Below are 19,466 nucleotides of genomic sequence, written 5' to 3' on the forward strand. Positions count from 1 at the left end.
TTCACCCGGAATAAAACTGAATTTATCTATAAAATTATTAATTAATACATTTAATTATCTAGTAAAGGCTCATTCAATTTGTATAAAGACCGATAAGTCAAATCTTTTTTGGAAATATTTGGGTTAATTACTTTCCAATCCATTCCAAATGAATTATATAATATGCCACCTTGTGCATCTGGCATATAGGTTTCGGATAGCTGAATATTGACTATGGTATTGTTTTTTAACGACAAAAATCCATGCGCACATCCCTTGGGAACATAAACTACCTTAGGTAGGGCATCTGTTAAATGAATGGAAAAGAATTTACCATATGATGGAGAATGTAATCTGTAATCCAAGATCACATCTACAATTTCACCATGGCTTAAAGAGATCAATTTTATTTGTTCGTGGGGGGGCATTTGAAAATGCATGCCCCTGATAACATTTTTTTTCGATAAGGAGTAGGTGAGTTCTTTAAAATTGGTCTCCAAATCATTTTCCAAAAAGAAATCATGAGAAAAATATTTCACAGATACTCCTCTTAAATCGTGAAATGAAGTCAAGTGAATAATTTTCAGATCCAAAATCGGGGTGTTTTCTACTTCCATAATAGTAGAAATTTACCCATTTATTTCTAGGTTTCAAATACTTATTAAAATAAATAAAATTTATTTTTTTGTAAACAAACGAACGAATAATGTTAATCAAAAATCCTAATTTCCGGAATGGCTGCAAAAAATTTGCCTCCCCAATTTTTTATTCCCGAGTATTGAGTTTGAATCTCCTCTGCGATATTCCAAGGGAGAATCAAAACCCAATCTGGCCGATGCTCTTGGATCAATGTGGGAGGTAAGATGGGTATGTGACTTCCCGGCATGAGTTTCCCCTGCTTTGAAGGTGCTGCATCGTAAACAAAGGAAATCAAATCAGTTTTTAGTCCGGCATAATTCAACAAAGTGTTGCCTTTTGCAGCTGCTCCATAGGCTGCAATGGATTTTCCTTTTTGTTTTTCCTTTATTAAAAATAGTAATAAATCATTTTTTATTTTATCGACGGATGATTGGAATTCATCGTATGCCAAGTTGGATTGCAGCCCATATGCAAACTCTTTTTCATAGATGTGATCTACATTTAATGAAATAGGTCTTGGGTCCTCTTCATGACATCCATAAACCCTTAAACTTCCACCGTGGGTGCTTAATTCTTCCACATCAAAAATTTTCAAACCATGGGCATGGAAGATATCAGAGACTACTGATAGCGTCAAATAAGAAAAATGTTCGTGATAGATGGTGTCAAATTGCTTGAACTTCAATAAATTATAGAAATGGGGAAATTCCAGGGTAATTGTTCCAGAAGCATTTAAAACAGTTTTCATTCCCTGTGTGAAATCATGGATATCAGGGACATGTGCATAGACATTGTTCCCCACGATCAAATCGGCTTTTCTGTACTTTGTCAAAATTGATTTTGCCAATGCATTACCAAAAAATTCCGAAATTACAGGTATGCCATATTTTTTGGAGGCTTCTGCTGTTTCCAAAGTTGGTTCAATTCCAAGACATGGGATATTTTTGGTCACGAAATTTTTCAATAAATACCCGTCATTTGAAGCCACCTCAATCACCAAGCTCGAGGGACCCAGTTTGAGTCTCTCCATAATCATGTCGACATAGCATTCGGCGTGCTTTAACCAACCGCTTGAGGTGGAAGAAAAATAGGCATAGTCAGCATGGAACAATTCTTCCCGGCTTTCATTGTCCTCAGTCTGCACCATCCAACAATGCTCACATACCATAACCCTAAGTGGAAATGTCTTTTCAGGTTTTGCTAAATCTTCTATTTTGAGGTATGAATTGGAAGGAGGGGCATGTCCCAGATCTACAAATGATCTTTCAATAATCTTGTTGCAGTTTCTACAGTTCATGGCTTAATTCCTTATTAGCTTCAACCTGATTTTTATTGGGTTTTCTTAATTTTTGCACCAAATGCTTTTACCACTCCCTGAAATGAAATTTCCTTTTTGTTACTTAAATAGAAAGATACTACCTTAAAATAGTTGTGGTTATAGGCAAAATGTTCCAAAACCATGTCCTTTTGCTTCTGTATCCTTTTTATGTGAAGGTTCATGAGGTATTCTCTGGGATACAAGGCGTCTTTTTTAGCCGAACCCTTAATTATCATTTTTTTGATTTCTCTATCAATGAATTCAATGTCATTGAACCGATTTTTTAGGGTTTGTGGATTGAAACTGTGGTTTCCTTGAAACCTTCTATAAATCAATAGAACTTCTTGAGTAAATGCCACACCATTTTCAGCCAATCGACACCAAGTGATTTCGTCTATTCCCCAACCGCTTGTTTCTGAGGGGAAGCCTCCATTGGCTTTTAGTGCATCCGTCTTTACTACAAAATCGGATAGAATGATGGATCTTTTACCTGTAATGCGGTGGTATATTAGATCCATTTGGGTTTCCCATTCCGGTGCATTCTCCGAGAAGTTATAGAGGCTGCCATCCTCCAATATTCGCTTAACACGACAATGAAATACATCCGTGGTCGGATACTTTGATATCAATTCATCAAATTTCTTAAGAAAATCCGGATGAAGGAGGTCATCATCACTTAGAATAGTGAAATACTTTCCTTTTGCAGAGGCAACGATTTTATTGAAGTTTTCCGAAATGGTGAGCTGTTCATCACTTTCCTGGTAATTAACATGAGGTTTCTCCAACCATTCTTTGCATATTTCTTTTACTTCAGCTTTCAATTCAGCAGTCTTCGCATTATTTCGGATAATCAGTTCGTAATCCGAATTTGTTTGAGCTGCTATGCTATCCAAAGAATCTTTTAGATATTTGGTTTTAGTGATGGGTAATCCTATAGTAAATTTCATGACTTGTGTAGGGGTTTAGATTTAATTTTCTACTGTATCAAATCTAAAAAAATTGGTGGTTTAAATTATTTATTAAGAAAAGCTCCCATAGGATCCTTTTTGTCACTATTTTTTATTTACAGTAATAAAATCAGGGATTTTCTGATCTCTTTCAGTGATACTTTCGATTTCTGTGGGCCAATTAATATTGAATAGTGGGTCATTGTACCTGATAGCTCCTTCATGGTTTGGTGCATAAGGCGCACTTACCATATAAGTAACCTTGGAGTTGGGTGCAAGGGTCAAGAAACCATGGGCACAAAGTGGAGGGATATAGAGTAACTTATGGTTATGTTCGGTTAATTCTGTTCCCACCCATTGAAGATAAGTCGGTGATTCTGGTCTAAGGTCGATCACTACATCAAATATGGAACCGTGAATGCATTTGACCAGCTTTGCCTCTTCATAAGGGGATTTTTGATAATGCAGTCCCCGCATGGTACCTTTTTTCTTGCTGAAAGACATGTTGGACTGCACAACTTTGAAGTCAATGTTATGATTGGCAAAAATTTCCTCACAAAAGATTCTTGCAAAAAAACCTCTATCATCTTCTTTCTTATCCAGCTCTATGGTAAACAAATCAGATATCTTCGTTTTATGGAATATCATATCAGGGATTTACTTTTGTCTAACATGGACCAGGGTATGGATTTAAGTTCTGCTTTGTGTTCATATTCCCTTATTTGTTGTTCTGTAAAGGACTGCGTATCCTCAGGGCTTTGGTCAAACATGTAATACCAATCACCTGTGAAATTGATGAGTTCCTCCAGATTCAGGGTAGGTAGCCAATTGAGGTCAAAAAGTGCCTTGTCACAGTTCAGTTTTAAAAGACCGGCTTCGTGAAATTTGGAGGGTCCTTCTATGTTAAAAGCGGCTTCCGGATCATCATAACCCCACCTGACACTTAATTTTGAAAGCAGTTCCAAAACGGTAATGCTATTTTCAGAAGGAGGTCCAAAATTATAACTTTCTCCGTTGAACTTATCTCTTTGCCACAAATCCATCGCAATGTTCAGGTAACCACTCAGGGGCTCCAATACGTGCTGCCAAGGCCTTGTGGCATGTGGGCTCCTGATCAGCACTTTCTCTTTTTTGCTCCAAGAGCGCATACAATCTGGAACAATGCGATTAAGCGCCCAATCTCCTCCACCGATTACGTTTCCAGCCCTCACAGAGGCCAATCGGATATTGGGCATTTTTTTGATAAATGAATGATAATAGGAGTGGATGATGATTTCAGCTGCCGCTTTTGAACCGCTGTAAATGTCTTTTCCTCCCAACATGTCGGTTTCTTTGTATCCCCAGACCCATTCCACATTTTCATAGCATTTGTCAGAAGTGATCATGACCAAGACGCACTTATGGTCCAAACTTCGAACGGATTCTAAAATATGAGCCGTTCCCATGGCATTGGAACTAAATGTGCCAAGGGGATCGTCATAAGAGACTGAAACGATGGGTTGGGCAGCTAAATGGAAAATAAAGTCCGGTTTAATTCTTTTAATGGTCTCTCTTAGGTTCTCCAAATCCCTGATATCCAGTATCATATGTTCCATATGCTGGTCAAGATTCAAAGATTCAAAAAGGGCAGGTTGGGTCGGAATATCTTTGGAAATACCGGAAAGTTCCGCACCTTTTTGAATCAGCCATTGGGATAACCAAGAACCTTTAAATCCTGTATGGCCGGTTACCAAAACTTTTTTACCTTCAAAAATTGAAAAGGAATTGCTAGATGTTGACATAGAAATTGTATTACATATTAGAAAAAGAAAATTTCAGATAATGCCATTTTAAATACAAAGCGCATCTATCCATAAAAAGCATCATCAAATGGTAACCGCCAGTTTGCTCAGGATTTCTTCTGCGGCTTCTTCACCCCTCAGAAATGATTCATCAGACCAACAATAGGACCAATCGGCAAATCTTCCTCCAAAAAAGATATCATTTTCTTTTAAGAAGGCATGTAAAAGTTCCACGTTCTCTTTTCTGTCATGGTCATAGATGATCTGGGCAAAAGGAGAAACCCAAGCTTTTTCAATCAGAATTTTATCAAGTGGATTTAAAATGCCCATATGGATCAATTCGTCTTTTACAATTGGGATAAAGTCTTCAGGCTTCCTGTCCAAAGGTTTGTATTTGTCGGAAAAATAAATTTCAACCTGAATGCTACCCGCCCCAGGAGGGGTATTGCCGGGACCGAACATGCTTGGAAAACTGATTCTTGTGGTATAAAAGTCTTCGTCATACACATATCGCCAATGCGCAGGACTCAAGTTGCTTCGATTGACCCCTATATTAACCAATACACACTGGGTATAGGCCAATTTGTCTGCAGCTTCCCTTATTTCCTGTGGGGCATCCTCAATTAAGCTGATTATTTTTTTCAGCGGCAAAGAAGAAAAACAATATTTATAATCTACTTTTTTGTTGTTTTGAAAGGTAAGTTCTTTCTTTTGCAAATTGATACTTACTACATCATGCTCAAATTGGATATCAGCCACATCATGGATACCGTTCATCAAGGAAACAAAGCCGCCTTTGTTGGGGTATCGGAAGGCCTTGATGTAATGTACATCTTCTGTTTTTTGTGAAAGCATGCCATAAATCACCTCTGAAAGTTGCGGCTTGTATAACCTGGGACCCAACCAGTCTGTGCTCAGGTTGATGGCATCCGTAGTGTGAAATTTTCTGGTGTATTTCATGGGAAAATTTTCGGAAAAAGTTTTGCCATAGGAGGCATAAAGCCAGTCCTGATAATTGTTGATGACTGGATCTTTTTCCTGATGGGCTGCAATCATCTCCATCATGATTTGGGTATTCAATGCAGCTGGCAATTCCTTCAAATTGACTTGGGCGGGATGCTTGATCCACTTGCCTTTCCAGTAATTGTCAACATTGGCTTCGAATTCAAAGTAATCGTGGTCGATATTTTCCGCAAATATTTTTTTGACATGCTCGATTTTGGAAAATGAAATATGGGGTCCATCATCAAATACCCACTGATCATCAAATACATAAGAAGCACAGTGTCCTCCAATGTGGTTTTTCTTTTCATAAAGTGACAGATCAACCCCTGCCGACTTCAATTTATGGGCTGCACCATATCCGGCCATTCCCGCACCTAACACTACAATCTCACTCATTTTTTTAGTTTTTTAATACAATTAAAGAGTTCTATACATTTTGTTTCAGGTGAAATTTCCACCATTCTATGGTTTCTTCCAACCCTGCTTTTAAATTTTCTTTTGAATTTTTTCCCAGAACCTGATTTAATTTTTCAGGGTCGCCAAACAACACTCTGTCCGGCACCTCGGTTGGACTTTCTATTTTCAACAATTCCGGATAGCCGATGATTTCGGCAGCCATTTTGCCCAAAACAGCCAATTTGGTAGGGATTCCTGTGCAAACATTGATTGGGCCGGTAAATTCATGAAATACAAGTTTTGATAAATAATTCCCGGCTTCTTTGGCATTTTGATAATCCCTATACACCTCCCCGTTTCGGATGGTGGCCGTTTGGCCTTTCAATAAGGAGGTGATTACGTGAGGGATCAATCTGACTTCTTTTTCATGGGGTCCGTAAAGGAAAAACAACCTGGCCCAAGCCAATTCCATTCCATGCGTTTGGCAATAGTCTTTGGCATACTGCCATAGGATATTTTTCGATCTGCCGTAAAGGGTTGCTCCGCCCAATGAGGTTTTATCTTCATGGCAATAGCTGTTACCCCATTCATACTCATAGCAGGATCCTGCCATCAATATCCTTTTGCCTCCGTTTTTGTGAAAGGTTTCCAGCAAATGCATGCTGGCTTGGACCCATTCCAAATTTTCAGGTAAATTATAACTACTTGGGGTTACAGACCATGCCAAATGAACCAAATGGGAGCCCTGGATTTCACCTAAAGCCTTTGAAACCTGAACTTCATCCATTAAGTTACAGGGAATGTACCTGGCATTGGGCAAATCATATTCCTTATAAGGCTTTTGCCCTAAAAAGAACAGCTCTGCATTCATACTTTGGAGATAGGGGATTACATTTTTTCCGATAAATCCACCGCCTCCAGTGATCAATACCTTTGGCATGGTTTATCTACTTAACTCATAATAATCCTGTCTCTCCCAAACTTTCCAAGGTGCTTTTTTTGAACTCCATAAGTCTTCAAGGAAATTTTTGTCACGGAGCGTATCCATGGGTTGCCAGAAACCCCGGTGTTTGTAAGCAGCGAGCTGTCCGGTTTTTGCCAGCAATTCCAATGGTTCCTTTTCCCATGTGGTGTCATCGCCGGTTATGTAATTGAGGGCTTTGGGGTCCACTACAAAGAATCCTCCATTGATCCATGCATTGCCATTGCCATCACCAGTGGGCTTCTCCTTAAAGCTATTGATTTTTGATTCTTCTGGAGCCAAAGAGAAGGACCCAAATCTTCCAGGCTGCTGCACAGCAGTCAAAGTAAGCAAGGCCTCTTGTTGGTTGTGGAAATCTATGGATTGTCTGATATTGATATCTCCAACACCGTCTCCATAGGTCAGGCAAAACGTTTCATCCTGAACATGTTCAGCGACCCGTTTGATTCTACCTCCGGTCATCGTATTTTCACCAGTGTCCACTAAGGTTACTTTCCAGGGTTCAGAATTTTTTCGATGAACTTCCATAGAATTGTTTTTCAGATCGAAGGTTACATCTGACATGTGTAAAAAATAATTGGAAAAGTATTCTTTGATGATATACCCTTTGTATCCACAGCAGATCACAAAATCGTTGATGCCGTGGTAGGAGTAGATTTTCATGATATGCCAAAGAATGGGCTTACCCCCAATTTCCACCATTGGCTTAGGCCGAATCACACTTTCTTCGCTGATTCGGGTGCCATATCCTCCCGCTAAAATTACCGCTTTCATGATTTTTGATTTTAGATTAAAATTAATTTTTATATAAAAATGATTTGTTGATGAATTCGTTTGAGTAGGAATCTATAAGAGATTTCGATTGTTGAATATTTGCCTTTGAGGAAGCTCCAAAAAGTATAGAAGTTACACCTTCCAGATGACAGACATATTCCAGCGCCTCTTTTGGAGGAATCGCGCCGGCAGCAAATACTTGCATGGCTACTAATTTACATCTTTTTTGGCCAATTACAGTCTCATACACTGATTTTCCACCCGACATTCTAAATCCAATTTTATTGATGGACGCACAGACAGTAGGATTTTCAATCCCTTTACTTTCTAAAGTATCCAATAGAAGGGGTAGGTTCATGGTAATAAAGCCTGCCTCAGCATGGTATTTTTCCTTGACGTAACGGTGAAATCCCACCAGAAAATCGGTCATACCCAATCCCAAGAGTAGGTCGGTTATCACATTTTGCAGCCAGATGACAGGGGTTTGAATGCCTTTGAACATTTTCATTTCAGCATCCACCAAAATTTCCATCAGGGCCACCATGTCTTTTTTGGCCAAGGCAAGTCCTCCTTTGGCAAAGGTATTAAAGACATTTCCCGGTATAAAATGTTGCAGGGAACCCATGATGCCCAATTCTGTCACCGCGTTGGCATATTTATGGGCATAGGGCATGCAAGGGAATATTTTAAAATCCTGGTACTTTACAGGGTGTTGCCTGATGTGGTTACAGATTTCTCCAATGCGGTCATGGGTGGTACACATAAAAGTGTGTATGCCTGCGTCAATGGCGGTATCAAGCACCTGAACAATGGCCTTGTTGTCTTTGAAACGGATGGCTTGGGCCCTTGCCTTTTCATCGGAACTGTGGTTGACCCCAAAAAACTGATTGTCCCCAAATAAAACTCTTTCCATGATTGGTTTTTTTAATGATCTGCTAAAAGCAATTGTATGACTTGGTCTGTTTTTGCTGCACTTTCAAATGGACTTCTGTTAGAAAGCGCTTTTTGTGTAATGCAATTTACAAAATGATCGATTTGGGCTGAATATTCTTCTCCTCTCAGGTAAAAATCCACCTTTTCGGTCAGGTCAGTAATGTATTGTACACTCCAACCTTTTTCAAGGCCCATCAAAGGATTGGCTTCTTTGAGGTAGATTTTTATTTCTGTGGCATCCGCCACAATTTTTCCTTTTTTCCCCTGTACCGTAATCTGGGTATTCATTTTCCGATGGGTTTCATCGCTCCAATTTACTGACAAGGTGCCAGTTAGACCGTTCTCAAGGGTCAGATTTGAATATACAGCATCTTCTACTCCTTTGGAATAAATGCTCTTCAGGAGGGTTCCCTGTACCTTTACGGGTGCTGACAAAACAAAATGGATCAAATCAATGGTATGTGAGGCATAGTCATACAGGCAACCACCCCCCTGACCTTTCTCAGATCTCCAGGTACTTCCTTTTTCTTTTAAGACCACAGGGCCGTAGGATTCCCCTTGAAAATGGTAAAGTTCTCCCAATACCTGCAGTTCTAAAAGTTGCTTAAGATACATAAAGGTCCCCAAAAAGCGGTTGTGGTAACCCACTTGGTTCACCAACTGTTTTTCTTTGGCTTTTTTGGCAAGGTAAATACTATCTTCACTTTTTAACGAAAAGGGTTTTTCACAAAACACATGCAAACCATGGTCAAGGGCAAAATTCACCATCTCAAAGTGGTATTTGGTAGGAGAGGCAATCACTACAGCCTGTAGGTCCGTGTTTTGAATCATTTTCTGATAATCGGAAAACACCGTGTAAGTGCTGTATTTTTTAAAAGCTTCTCTGATCAACGCAGATGCATCGCAGACGGCATTCAATTGAATTTGCGGATGGGCTCCCAAAATGGCACAATGGGAGATGCCCATTTTGCCGAGCCCAATAATAGCAGTTGAAATCATAACTTTAAAAGGTCAAATTAAATTTTATAAATTATCTATGTAGTTTGACAGGTAATTGATAATTTCTCCTTTATTACTTGGAAAAGGAACCGGCTCAAAGGTCCTTGACTTAATGATTAAATCTTGGAGTTCATCATGCTCATACCATGGAATAAGGTAATTTAAATTCCCAAATTCTTTTACCAATTCCAATTGATGGTTGTCAATTACCTCGCCGTACTTTTCAAGCCTTGCAATGGAAATAATCTTTTTCTTCAATTTAAGCCCTTTTACGATAGAACCTGTGCCCGCTTGAGAGATAATCAAATCTGCTTTTTGGTACAAATCCATTAATTCATCCAAGGTTAGAAAAGGAATTAGTGTCATATACTGGGAATCAAAAGTAGTGTGTCCATTTTGAACAATTACGTCTTCTTTGATAAACCCTTCCTTAATCAATTTCTCAATTATTCTAAGAGGCCTCGGAAATGGTAGGGGGAAAGTACCCAATAAAACTAATATCATATAGATTTTAGGTCAGGGACTTCAATAAATTGAGCCCAAATAAGTAGCTTTTTTATAATGCGATTTCATTTGAGGCCATTGAACTATAAACTCATTGGCAATAGGGTAAATTAAATTAGCAGAGGCTGCTTTAGAATTGATCCTCGCAAAAGACAAAATCCAAACTATTTTTATTCCAAACAATTTTCCCAAAATGCACAGTGGAACCGCAGTATGACTTCCTGTCGTAATGATGACATGAGGTTTGTGTTCCAAAATTATTTTGAAAGATCTTATAAAATTGGAAAGGATTGATCTGTAAAATGCGAAAGTTCTCTTTTTTCCATCTGGTCTCGGTTTTAAAAACCTGACCTTATAGGTATTGGAAAGGGGATGGGTAGCTGGTGTATCTTCTGTAACCAGTAAATAATTATACCTCTCAAAAAGCTCTTTTAATTCAAGTGTTTGGGCCAAATGCCCTCCATCAGAACAAACAAATATTACGCTCTTCTTTTTCATGACAATAATTGAAAATAATCTTTTTTAAGAAAAAAAAGATAGGTATTTTGTGATTATGCGCTTCTTTGCCACTAATCCAATGTTCTTCTTCAAAAGGGTCGGAAATCCAAAGTCGGAAGTCTTGTCGTCTGGCAGGAATGTAAGGGACATTTCAGTTTTGTGTCTAGAATTATATTGAATTACCATTTTACGGGCATCATTGCTTACACACATGTAATATTTTTAAAAAATTTACAGATCCAAACCCTCATTGCTATTTAAACTCAAAATGTTGCTTGTTCAAATAAAGGTTAATTTTGATAATAGGATGCCCCATATTTAGCTCCATAACCATAGGTCATCTCCAAGGCAGCATCATTGAGCACAATCATCAGGTGTTGGAATTTTTTGTGTTTCCTAACATCTTCTATGGTCTTGACTTGGGCTTTGGTAGAATGGTTGTAGCGTACCATGCATACCGTGACATCTGCAAAATTTGACATGATAAAGGCATCGGATACCAAACCTATGGGCGCGGTATCAATGATGATGTGGTCAAATTTTCCTTTCAATGAATCAATCATTTCTACCAACTTTTCACCCATCATCAATTCTGCGGGATTTTCCGGAAGTTCTCCGCAGCCTATGATTTTTACATTTTCCGACATGGGGGAATCCATGATGATGTCATCCAGAGAGTACTTTCCATCTGTATCATTCAGGTATTCTGACAATCCCAATCGGGGTTCCATCTCCAAAGCGGACAACATGGCGGGTTTTCTAAGGTCAAACTCCAACAACACCACTTTTTTATTGGCTAAGCCCAAACTGATGGCAAAGTTGATGCTGAAGAAGGTTTTCCCTTCTCCGCTGATACCGGAGGTGACCATAATGACCTGATTGGGCCGCTTGTAGGTCATAAACACCATATTGCTTCGGATAAAGCGAAACTGTTCGGCAATCAGGCTGCGTTTTTTGGGAGAGATGGCCACCACCCCTTCATACTTTTTGTTGCGGGAAATCTCTCCCAAAATTTTAGTGGAAGTCAGTTTTTCCACATCTGATTTAAACTGAATCTTTTCTTGCCACAGGTCTTTGACATAAATGAAACCAAACGGCACGGCTAGTCCCATCAAAAGGCCAAAGGCATAAATTAGTTTTTTATTGGGTTTAACCGGTCTGTCGCTAGGGGTAGGGGGATCAATGATTTTTGATTTGCCTCCAGGTGTTGCCGCAAGGGTCAATTGCGCCTCTTCTCTTTTTTGGGTGAGGAAAAGATAATGCTCTTGCTTGATGCCTTGTTGTCTGGTCAAGTCCAACAATTCCCTTTCGATAGTAGGCACCTTGGAGGCCCTGCTTTGAAATTGATTGGAAGTAGCCTGCAGGCTGTTTCTGGAAATGACCAAACCATCCTTGATGTTCCTTAGGTTTTCCAGAATGCTGGCCCTTAAGCTGGTCAGTTGTTGGTTCAAATTGATGACAATGGGATTGTTGGGGTTGGTGGTGCGCAGCATCCTTTCCCTTTCCCTTTGCAATTGGTTGAAGTTTTCTATCAATCCAGTAAGTGTAGGATCCTGAATGCTTAGCGTACTGGGCACCATTTCATAATCACTGCCCATCTGCGTCATGTATTTTTCTATGGATTCCAGTACTTCAATCTGTATAGAAAATTCGCTGAGTTGTTGTCTGGAACTTGTGGTGCTGCTTAAGAAGAGCTGTGCTTCTGCACCCACATCAGTGATTTGATTATCGAGTTTATACCTTTCCGCCTCTTGTTCCACCTTAGAGAGGTCTTGGGTAAGCCCCACCAATTGCTCGTCAATAAAGGCAATGGTGTTTCTTGCGATGGTGTTTTTGTCATCCTCGGCCTCTTTTTCATAAACTTCAATCAGCTTTTTGAGAATGACTTTTCCCTTTTCAGGATGCTCGTCCAAAAGTGAGATTTCAATGACACTTGCCAGTTTATTGACAATCTCTACATTCAATTTTTTGGCGAACCACTTGCCCACGCCAGCAGGGTCATAGAAAACAACGGTTACCTCTTGAGGAGAACCGTCTGTCCAAATGGGATATTGGGGATTTCTTACAATTGAAAATACCCCAAAAAAATTGCTCAACTTTTGTCCAAAATTGAATTGACTTAGCTCCCCTGCAGGAGTTTCCAATTCAAATGAATGCTCATCAATAATTCGTATAAGTACGCTACTGTTTTCTACATTATAGAATTCATTTCTTTTATGTACGACAACTTTAATAGGACTTTCATCTCCATACACTTCTTGCCATCTCATAAAACCCCTAGGAACATAATAGGCATTCGTCAATTGCAGTTCCTCAAATACCTTGACCATCAGGTTTTCGGATTTGAAAAATTCAGCTTCATTTTCCACAGAAGATGATGAACCGAATCCCATCAAATCAGAAACCACTGCGTTTGAACTGAAGTCCGCTCCTTTTTTTTCATCTTTTAACAAAAGGGTAGTGGAAATGTAGTACTCAGGAGTGGTCATGTAACCATAAGCAAATGCGCTTGCCAAACAGATTAACAAACCCAAGGCAAACCAATGCCATTGGCTTAGGTATTTAAAGAATATCATCTTATAGTTTACCTCACTTTTGGAATCCTGGGATTCCTCCTCTTCCATTTCCTTCAGTAATTCAGATATTTTCATTTTTTCTTAATTTTTTTTAAAAAATCACCTGTTTTGGTTTACAAATCTCAATTGGAATATCAACAGAACGGCTAAGCTCGTTAAGCTGGTAATCAGGGCAAAAGTTCTTGGATTGGTATCCGATTGGATGGCTTTGGTTTTATAAGGTTCCACGTAGACCACATCATTTTGTTGCAAGTAATAAAGGGAGGAAGACAGTACCTCTTTTTCATTCAAATTGAGCCTTGTGGCACTTCTTACCCCGTCTTTTTCCCGAATCACCAACACATTTTCCCGTCGGCCAAAAGCCGTCATATCCCCTGCCAAACCCAAGGCCTCCAAAACTGTGATTTTTTCGGTGGGGACCACAAAGGTAGCTGGCTGCATTACCTCACCAATCACCGTTACCTTAAAATTCATAAAGCGGATATTGATGATGGGATCTTTCACATACTCACTGACCAATTGGGTCATTTTCTGTACCGCTTCCTGCTTGGTCAGCCCTTTCAAATTGATCTGACCGATCACAGGATAATTCACATTGCCATTTTGGTCCACCAGATAATTCTCATTGATCGGGGTCGATACCACCGTATTTTGCATCTGACCCGAAGGTTGCATCACCCCGGCATTGAACAATAGGTTTGATTCCGGATTAAGGCTCGTTACTGTAATGCTCAGTAAGTCATCTTCCTGGATTCTTGGCTCCATGACATTGTCGATTGGTATAGAGAAATCTGAATTGGATTCAATGTCACTGAAATATACTAAATTTCTCTTGGAACAGGAAGCAAGCAAACAAAATATTGCTATAAGGGGAAAATATTTCATTATGTACAGGTATTAGTGGGGTTGATTTAAAAATCTTTAAGTTATCCTAAAGTAATTTTTTCATTTTCTCTATAATTAATTTTCATGAAGTATATCCATTTTTATTTTGATAATTCCATCATTCAATATCTCCTTGTCTTTCGGAAAAGTGAGGTTTTGAATGCCGTTTTCTTCACTGGCTTGTAGAAATCCAAAGTCCATAAATACCTGTGCAGAAAATTTATTCTTATCTGTTCGCTTGTAAGTAACAAAGAAATCCATGTTTTTGCCATATTTTTCCAAACAAAAAGTTATAAATGCATGCTCTACACGCTTGCTTTGGATTCTACAACTGAACATCAGGTCTATCAATCTGTTTTCATCTTTTTGTATGATTCCAAGTCCAATAATTCCATAATCGCCAAAAATATCTGTTGCTTTGAGGACGTAAACATCTAGATTTCTATCTTGTGCGATTCTTTTGATATCTTCCTTTTCATATCGGTTTCCCGAGAAGTTCATTTGATTGGTACGCTGTGTGAGTTCATAAACTCGGTCTTCAAATTCCGTCCTAAAATCCAAAAGTTCTAAGGTAATGTTACAGGATTTTAAAAAATCAAAATATTCACCATCAAATTGGTCTGAAATACTTTTTCTTTGAGATTCCTCCAGATACATCTTTTTTCTGGATTTTGCTTCCTCAGTAACTGGAACATTCATTTCCTCCAATTCAAGTAGCAAAGAATAATCTAGGGCATCCATGACTTTGACCTGGGGAAGATTTTCATTAACTTCCTTTCTTTCAAAAGGTGAATCATCAATGAATAGAAGCGTATCAAGACCGATGTTTAAGTCTTTGGCGATTTGCTTGATGGCCTGAGATTTTGGACCCCAAGATATTTTAGGATAAATGAAATAGCTTTCTAAGTCAAAAAATTTGAGCGCCTCAATGGCTTGTTCGTGGTAATTTTTACTGGCTATAGAGTTGATGATACCCCTTTGCTCAATTTCTTCAATAATTGTTTTGATATCAGGTTTCAATATTAAATGCTCAGGCTTGGATTCCATCAGCACACCTTTCCAAAGGGTATGGTCCAAATCCCACACCACACATTTCACTTTTTTGCTTTTATTGGAAGCGTTTTCTTTGTTTTTCAACTGGACAAATTCCAATAACCCAAAGTAGAGTGGGACATCGGGAGATAGGTTATCAGGCGTCAGGCTTATTCTGAATTTGAGGTCAGTTTTAATTCTTTTGTCAATTTCATCAAATGGAATTAATTCTTTATTGTAGCCTGGTTCTAGTTTCAATAGATATTGGAAAGGAATTTTTCTATATTTTTCATCCTCATTACGAAGAGTGAGATTGACCAAAATCTTTTTTTCTGAAGGATTATAAATTTCAACCAAAAATCCATCAGGCATTGGACCAGGTAGCTGTTGTTGTTCAATTACCTGTTTTTTCTTTACGCCATACCTTTTTTTTGCCAGTTTCTTTTTTACCGCATTTGGCCAAGGAAGGTGAACAAAAGAAGACAATTTTATGTCTTTTTCTTCAATGCGCATGACTTTTTCCATGTCTTGAAGAAAATGGTTCCCTTGACTTTCCAAGACACCCCACTGCTTAAAATAGATTTTTAGAATATTAATTTTACCTATAGATTCAATGGGGATATACTCTATCCCTTGAACAAATCTTTGGCATTTGCCATCTATTCTTGGTGAATAGAGGTCACAGGTTTTAAAACATGCCGGCATGGCACATTCCGTGCAGTGTTCAGTCCAATGCAATACCGAACGCTTTTCAATTGAAAGCATGGTATCAGTGAATTTTTTAACAATTTCAGATGGCAAAGTTTCCTTTACAGCTTTGATATAAATTTCACTTTCAAACATAATTTATGCCTAACTTTAAAATGAAAACCTATTTAAACTCTCATCAACTGTCAATACTTCAAATGCTTTTTCATTGGCCATTTCTACCACAGAACTAAAATATTCAGGGGTACAGCCGTACTTTGAGGGATTGACCTGAACATCATGTGTATAAAAAATCAACCATCCTCCATTTTTTTTGAGGTCATACAATGATGCTTTGATCATTTGAAGTGAATTTATGCTTTCGTACAATTTAATCGCTTTCAAACTATACAAATCGACCTTATTTCTATTTATTCCAGGAAATGTACCTCTTCCAGATCTAAACTTTTTTGAAATGATTTTTTTTGCCAAAACGGTTTGTTCCCCGAAAGGATACGAAAAGTTATTCAATGGCTTGCCTAGACCTTTTGATTTAAGTTCTCTGTTGTTTCTTTCCAAATCCTTTTCAATTAAATATTTCTTATAGATGTCATGAAAATGTAAATGGCTAAAAGTGTGGCAGCCTATTTCGTGACCTTGGTCTATGCAATTTTGAAATTCAATTTGATTAAAAATACCATCTTTATCCACTTCTTTAAAAAATACTGAAGAAATATAAAATGTACCTTTAAAGCCAAAATTATCAAGGATCATCCTTCCATTGGTTAATCCAGAGGTATCAACATCATCAAAAGTAAATGAAACTATTTTATGCATTGGTGAAATTTTGACATTTCTTTTCACCAAATTTATTGCTAAATGCTTTCTTATTTTTTTGATTAATTTATTCAAAACTAAAAATTTTGGAAACGTTTAAATTATTTAATATTTTTTGAAAAGTATTTCGGAAGCAAAGGACTAAATTCTAGGACGTATTTTATACAGCTTCGCCCCGTCAGCCACATTTTTTTCTTTTTGGCTTACTTAAAAATCTGTCATGATGGATCCCACTTTGTGCGCAATGATCCTTTTTGAACAGGGGTTGAGTCAGAACTTACAATAATTAGGGAAAGAATTCTGTTGAATTAAAAATCCGCAACCAAACCATCCCCTGAGTCTAAATATACTGACTACATAAAACAAAAACTTGTATTTAAAATACTTTTTTTCAAATGTAAAAGAGATTTTTATAAAATCAAATGTTTTTTTAATTAATCTTCTAAATGTCCAATGCTTCACCATAAATGCAAGCTTCGTTTCCGTGACTTATCAAAAAGGCTCTAATGAAGCGTTTTCATTTTATTGTTCCTGCATGCATGGACAGGAACCTTATATTTTTGTGTTGTAGAAATTTGTTACACGTTTTGTTAGTACCATAAGCATGGCTGACTTACCTTATCACAGATCGCTTTCCCCTGCAACAACCACCTTAAGGACCATCGATCTGTATGGATAGCTGGACAGTATTTTGTTTGGAGTTAAATTCAAAAGATTTTTGTTTCCTTAAGCTTAAGCTGTTGCTCATTCTGACCTCAAAATTCTGTCAGTCCAATTTCTATAAAACACCATTAAAAAAATATTCAGTTTTGCATGAATACCTTTAAATAAGTAAAAGTCTAAATAAAGCCCCTAAAATTAATTAAATGATTGGATAATAGCTAGATGAATGTAAATATTTTTAAAGGTTATCCACTTCTTTGCCATAAACTCCAAATTCTTCTTCAAACGGGTCGGATCCCGATAGATACTGGGACGAAGTCGTAAGTCCCGGACATTTCGGTTTGCTCGCGAGAAATAAATTGAATTACCATTTTACTGGAATCATGGAGTAAATTCATGTTCAATTAAATCTATCCATTACTTGGAGAATAAAGTACATCAGTTGATTGGCGAAATAAATTAATGTCCTGGCAAAAAGAATCAGGCATGTCTCCGGTACTTCCAGTGCCTGTTTTTGAAGATTATAAACTTACCAATGCAAATAAATGCATTTTATATTTAAAAAAAAGTAACACAAATCTTTGTTTCCATTTTTTCTTGTCCTATATTTGAATTCGAATCGGGTCATATTTTTCCCGGTTTCTAAGAATATTGCTTAATTAATCAAATAATCTTATTTGAGGCTTTTTAAATAAGGCAAAAACCTAAAATTACTGAATGAATACAATTTTAAATTGAAGATAAATAATTGCAGTGTCAAATTTAGACTATTAGTTTTTACACCATGATTATCGTTTTTTTATTAAATATTTAAGACAATGGCAAATACAATTTTAAAGCAAGAAAACCTCAGTTTTTTCAGGACCGAAAAGGAGTTTATCCTCAATAGGTTGTCCCTGAACCTATTGGATTCCTCGCAAATTTACACCAAAAGGGCTTTTGACTTGATCAGCAGCATGGCATTTCTCTTTTTTATAGGGAGTTGGATGTTTCCTCTGATCGCCTTGCTGATCAAACTGGACTCGAAAGGTCCGGTGTTCTTCAAGCAGCTGCGCCATGGCCAAAACAATGAGCCTTTTTATTGCATCAAGTTCAGAACTATGGTGATCAATGGGGATTCAGACACCAAGCAAGCCACTAAAAACGATCCTAGGATTACCAAATTGGGTAGATTCTTAAGAAAGACAAGTTTGGATGAGTTTCCTCAAATATTCAATGTGATTCGGGGAGAAATGTCTGTCGTAGGGCCAAGGCCTCATGCGATTCCCATGAACCGTGAATTTGCCAAGAAGGTAGAGCATTTTATGTGTAGGCATTTGGTAAAGCCAGGCATTACAGGTCTTGCACAGTCCAAGGGTTTCCGTGGAGAAATCGTTAACCATTTTGACCTAAATTCCAGAATCAAATATGATCTCTTTTATATTGAAAACTGGAGTTTGGTTTTTGACTTCAAAATCATTTTTTGGACCATCAAAAGTCTATTGTTTAATAATGGGAAGGCCTATTAGGCTTGTTCCCAATATTCTTCAATTTGATTATTAAAAATAAATAGCCCCTATTCCTTCGGGAAACAGGGTGGTAAACCTGTCATCAAAGTATTTATAAATATGTGATTAATGACCGCCAATATAAGTAAACACATCAAAGTCGGCATCATCGGTTCGGCCGGTATCGCGAGAGGCCTTTACAAAATTGTAAGCAGGCAAAAAAACATGCTTGTATCTGCCATTTTTGTTAGGGATTTTGTGGACATCTACCGGTTCAAACAACAAAAAGACATCATCACCAAATCCCCGGATGATCTGATGGAGATGTCGGATATTGTCTTGCTTGCATCAGAAGATGCGGATTTTGACGATAAAATCATCAAGTTGGCCTTCGAAAACCAACTGTCGGTCATTGTAATGTCCCCCAACAATCTCACCTGATTTTTTTCTCCTACTCATTTTCGTGGTTAACCTTTCCAGCCAAATTTATTTCTAACATTTCAATGTGACACCTCTGCTACAATAGGTGATTTTTCTTATATTT

The 19,466-nt window shown here is 37.9% G+C and carries 18 protein-coding genes; 2 read left to right on the forward strand and 16 right to left on the reverse strand.

The window, feature by feature from the left end; all coding sequences use genetic code 11:
- Positions 1–50: 50 nt before the first annotated feature.
- From H1A14_RS02980 to H1A14_RS03055, 16 genes are all read right to left on the reverse strand, one after another.
- Positions 51–596 carry a dTDP-4-dehydrorhamnose 3,5-epimerase family protein gene (locus H1A14_RS02980; protein ID WP_194774700.1) on the reverse strand — a complete coding sequence of 182 codons (546 nt, stop codon included), beginning with the start codon at positions 594–596 and terminating at the stop codon, positions 51–53.
- Between the two features lie 92 nt (positions 597–688).
- A complete protein-coding gene (locus tag H1A14_RS02985; protein WP_194774701.1) occupies positions 689–1,915 on the reverse strand; it encodes a class I SAM-dependent methyltransferase in 1,227 nt (408 codons plus the stop codon).
- 32 nt (positions 1,916–1,947) lie between these two features.
- Entirely contained in the window at positions 1,948–2,883 is a 936-nt protein-coding gene (locus tag H1A14_RS02990) for a glycosyltransferase family 2 protein (RefSeq protein ID WP_194774702.1), read from the reverse strand.
- A 105-nt stretch (positions 2,884–2,988) separates the two neighbouring features.
- Complete coding sequence (gene rfbC, locus H1A14_RS02995; RefSeq protein ID WP_194774703.1) at positions 2,989–3,531, reverse strand: dTDP-4-dehydrorhamnose 3,5-epimerase; 543 nt, start codon at positions 3,529–3,531, stop codon at positions 2,989–2,991.
- Complete coding sequence (rfbG, locus tag H1A14_RS03000; protein WP_194774704.1) at positions 3,528–4,664, reverse strand: CDP-glucose 4,6-dehydratase; 1,137 nt, start codon at positions 4,662–4,664, stop codon at positions 3,528–3,530. The genes rfbC and rfbG overlap by 4 nt, the downstream gene beginning before the upstream one ends.
- 84 nt (positions 4,665–4,748) lie before the next feature.
- Complete coding sequence (locus tag H1A14_RS03005; protein ID WP_194774705.1) at positions 4,749–6,065, reverse strand: protoporphyrinogen/coproporphyrinogen oxidase; 1,317 nt, start codon at positions 6,063–6,065, stop codon at positions 4,749–4,751.
- A 31-nt stretch (positions 6,066–6,096) separates the two neighbouring features.
- Positions 6,097–7,005, reverse strand: coding sequence for an NAD-dependent epimerase/dehydratase family protein (locus tag H1A14_RS03010; RefSeq protein ID WP_194774706.1), 909 nt, complete (start codon positions 7,003–7,005; stop codon positions 6,097–6,099).
- 3 nt (positions 7,006–7,008) lie between these two features.
- A complete protein-coding gene (rfbF, locus tag H1A14_RS03015; protein ID WP_194774707.1) occupies positions 7,009–7,821 on the reverse strand; it encodes a glucose-1-phosphate cytidylyltransferase in 813 nt (270 codons plus the stop codon).
- 22 nt (positions 7,822–7,843) lie between these two features.
- Positions 7,844–8,734, reverse strand: coding sequence for a hypothetical protein (locus tag H1A14_RS03020; protein WP_194774708.1), 891 nt, complete (start codon positions 8,732–8,734; stop codon positions 7,844–7,846).
- A gap of 11 nt (positions 8,735–8,745) precedes the next feature.
- Positions 8,746–9,753, reverse strand: coding sequence for a Gfo/Idh/MocA family protein (locus H1A14_RS03025; protein WP_194774709.1), 1,008 nt, complete (start codon positions 9,751–9,753; stop codon positions 8,746–8,748).
- A gap of 24 nt (positions 9,754–9,777) precedes the next feature.
- Positions 9,778–10,257 (reverse strand): glycosyltransferase, encoded by a 480-nt coding sequence (locus H1A14_RS03030; protein WP_194774710.1) that lies wholly within the window; start codon positions 10,255–10,257, stop codon positions 9,778–9,780.
- A gap of 21 nt (positions 10,258–10,278) precedes the next feature.
- On the reverse strand, positions 10,279–10,755 hold the full coding sequence (pssD, locus tag H1A14_RS23385; protein ID WP_194774711.1) for a PssD/Cps14F family polysaccharide biosynthesis glycosyltransferase: 477 nt from the start codon (positions 10,753–10,755) through the stop codon (positions 10,279–10,281).
- Between the two features lie 290 nt (positions 10,756–11,045).
- The gene (locus H1A14_RS03040) at positions 11,046–13,406 is read right to left on the reverse strand and encodes a GumC family protein (protein WP_194774712.1); all 2,361 of its coding nucleotides are present in this window, start codon (positions 13,404–13,406) and stop codon (positions 11,046–11,048) included.
- 24 nt (positions 13,407–13,430) lie between these two features.
- Positions 13,431–14,096 (reverse strand): polysaccharide biosynthesis/export family protein, encoded by a 666-nt coding sequence (locus H1A14_RS03045; RefSeq protein ID WP_228527519.1) that lies wholly within the window; start codon positions 14,094–14,096, stop codon positions 13,431–13,433.
- Positions 14,097–14,291: 195 nt separating this feature from the next.
- Entirely contained in the window at positions 14,292–16,091 is a 1,800-nt protein-coding gene (locus tag H1A14_RS03050; protein WP_194774714.1) for an HAD-IIIC family phosphatase, read from the reverse strand.
- 15 nt (positions 16,092–16,106) lie between these two features.
- Complete coding sequence (locus H1A14_RS03055; protein WP_194774715.1) at positions 16,107–16,847, reverse strand: polysaccharide deacetylase family protein; 741 nt, start codon at positions 16,845–16,847, stop codon at positions 16,107–16,109.
- 1,406 nt (positions 16,848–18,253) lie between these two features.
- On the opposite strand from H1A14_RS03055, the gene H1A14_RS03060 reads away from it, so the two are divergent.
- Both H1A14_RS03060 and H1A14_RS03065 read left to right on the forward strand, forming a co-directional pair.
- Positions 18,254–18,943 (forward strand): sugar transferase, encoded by a 690-nt coding sequence (locus H1A14_RS03060; protein ID WP_194774716.1) that lies wholly within the window; start codon positions 18,254–18,256, stop codon positions 18,941–18,943.
- Between the two features lie 108 nt (positions 18,944–19,051).
- On the forward strand, positions 19,052–19,363 hold the full coding sequence (locus H1A14_RS03065) for a hypothetical protein (protein WP_194774717.1): 312 nt from the start codon (positions 19,052–19,054) through the stop codon (positions 19,361–19,363).
- Positions 19,364–19,466 lie beyond the last annotated feature (103 nt).

This window comes from Pararhodonellum marinum, from assembly GCF_015354735.1.
Classification (GTDB): Bacteria; Bacteroidota; Bacteroidia; order Cytophagales; family Cyclobacteriaceae; genus Pararhodonellum; species Pararhodonellum marinum.

Excerpts from the sequence above, each read along its gene's own strand:
- H1A14_RS02980 (WP_194774700.1), bottom strand. The coding sequence starts at position 596 with ATGGAAGTAGAAAACACCCCGATTTTGGATCTGAAAATTATTCACTTG.
- H1A14_RS02985 (WP_194774701.1), bottom strand. The coding sequence starts at position 1,915 with ATGAACTGTAGAAACTGCAACAAGATTATTGAAAGATCATTTGTAGAT.
- H1A14_RS02990 (WP_194774702.1), bottom strand. The coding sequence starts at position 2,883 with ATGAAATTTACTATAGGATTACCCATCACTAAAACCAAATATCTAAAA.
- rfbC (WP_194774703.1), bottom strand. The coding sequence starts at position 3,531 with ATGATATTCCATAAAACGAAGATATCTGATTTGTTTACCATAGAGCTG.
- rfbG (WP_194774704.1), bottom strand. The coding sequence starts at position 4,664 with ATGTCAACATCTAGCAATTCCTTTTCAATTTTTGAAGGTAAAAAAGTT.
- H1A14_RS03005 (WP_194774705.1), bottom strand. The coding sequence starts at position 6,065 with ATGAGTGAGATTGTAGTGTTAGGTGCGGGAATGGCCGGATATGGTGCA.
- H1A14_RS03010 (WP_194774706.1), bottom strand. The coding sequence starts at position 7,005 with ATGCCAAAGGTATTGATCACTGGAGGCGGTGGATTTATCGGAAAAAAT.
- rfbF (WP_194774707.1), bottom strand. The coding sequence starts at position 7,821 with ATGAAAGCGGTAATTTTAGCGGGAGGATATGGCACCCGAATCAGCGAA.
- H1A14_RS03020 (WP_194774708.1), bottom strand. The coding sequence starts at position 8,734 with ATGGAAAGAGTTTTATTTGGGGACAATCAGTTTTTTGGGGTCAACCAC.
- H1A14_RS03025 (WP_194774709.1), bottom strand. The coding sequence starts at position 9,753 with ATGATTTCAACTGCTATTATTGGGCTCGGCAAAATGGGCATCTCCCAT.
- H1A14_RS03030 (WP_194774710.1), bottom strand. The coding sequence starts at position 10,257 with ATGATATTAGTTTTATTGGGTACTTTCCCCCTACCATTTCCGAGGCCT.
- pssD (WP_194774711.1), bottom strand. The coding sequence starts at position 10,755 with ATGAAAAAGAAGAGCGTAATATTTGTTTGTTCTGATGGAGGGCATTTG.
- H1A14_RS03040 (WP_194774712.1), bottom strand. The coding sequence starts at position 13,406 with ATGAAAATATCTGAATTACTGAAGGAAATGGAAGAGGAGGAATCCCAG.
- H1A14_RS03045 (WP_228527519.1), bottom strand. The coding sequence starts at position 14,096 with ATGGAGCCAAGAATCCAGGAAGATGACTTACTGAGCATTACAGTAACG.
- H1A14_RS03050 (WP_194774714.1), bottom strand. The coding sequence starts at position 16,091 with ATGTTTGAAAGTGAAATTTATATCAAAGCTGTAAAGGAAACTTTGCCA.
- H1A14_RS03060 (WP_194774716.1), top strand. The coding sequence starts at position 18,254 with ATGGCAAATACAATTTTAAAGCAAGAAAACCTCAGTTTTTTCAGGACC.
- H1A14_RS03065 (WP_194774717.1), top strand. The coding sequence starts at position 19,052 with ATGACCGCCAATATAAGTAAACACATCAAAGTCGGCATCATCGGTTCG.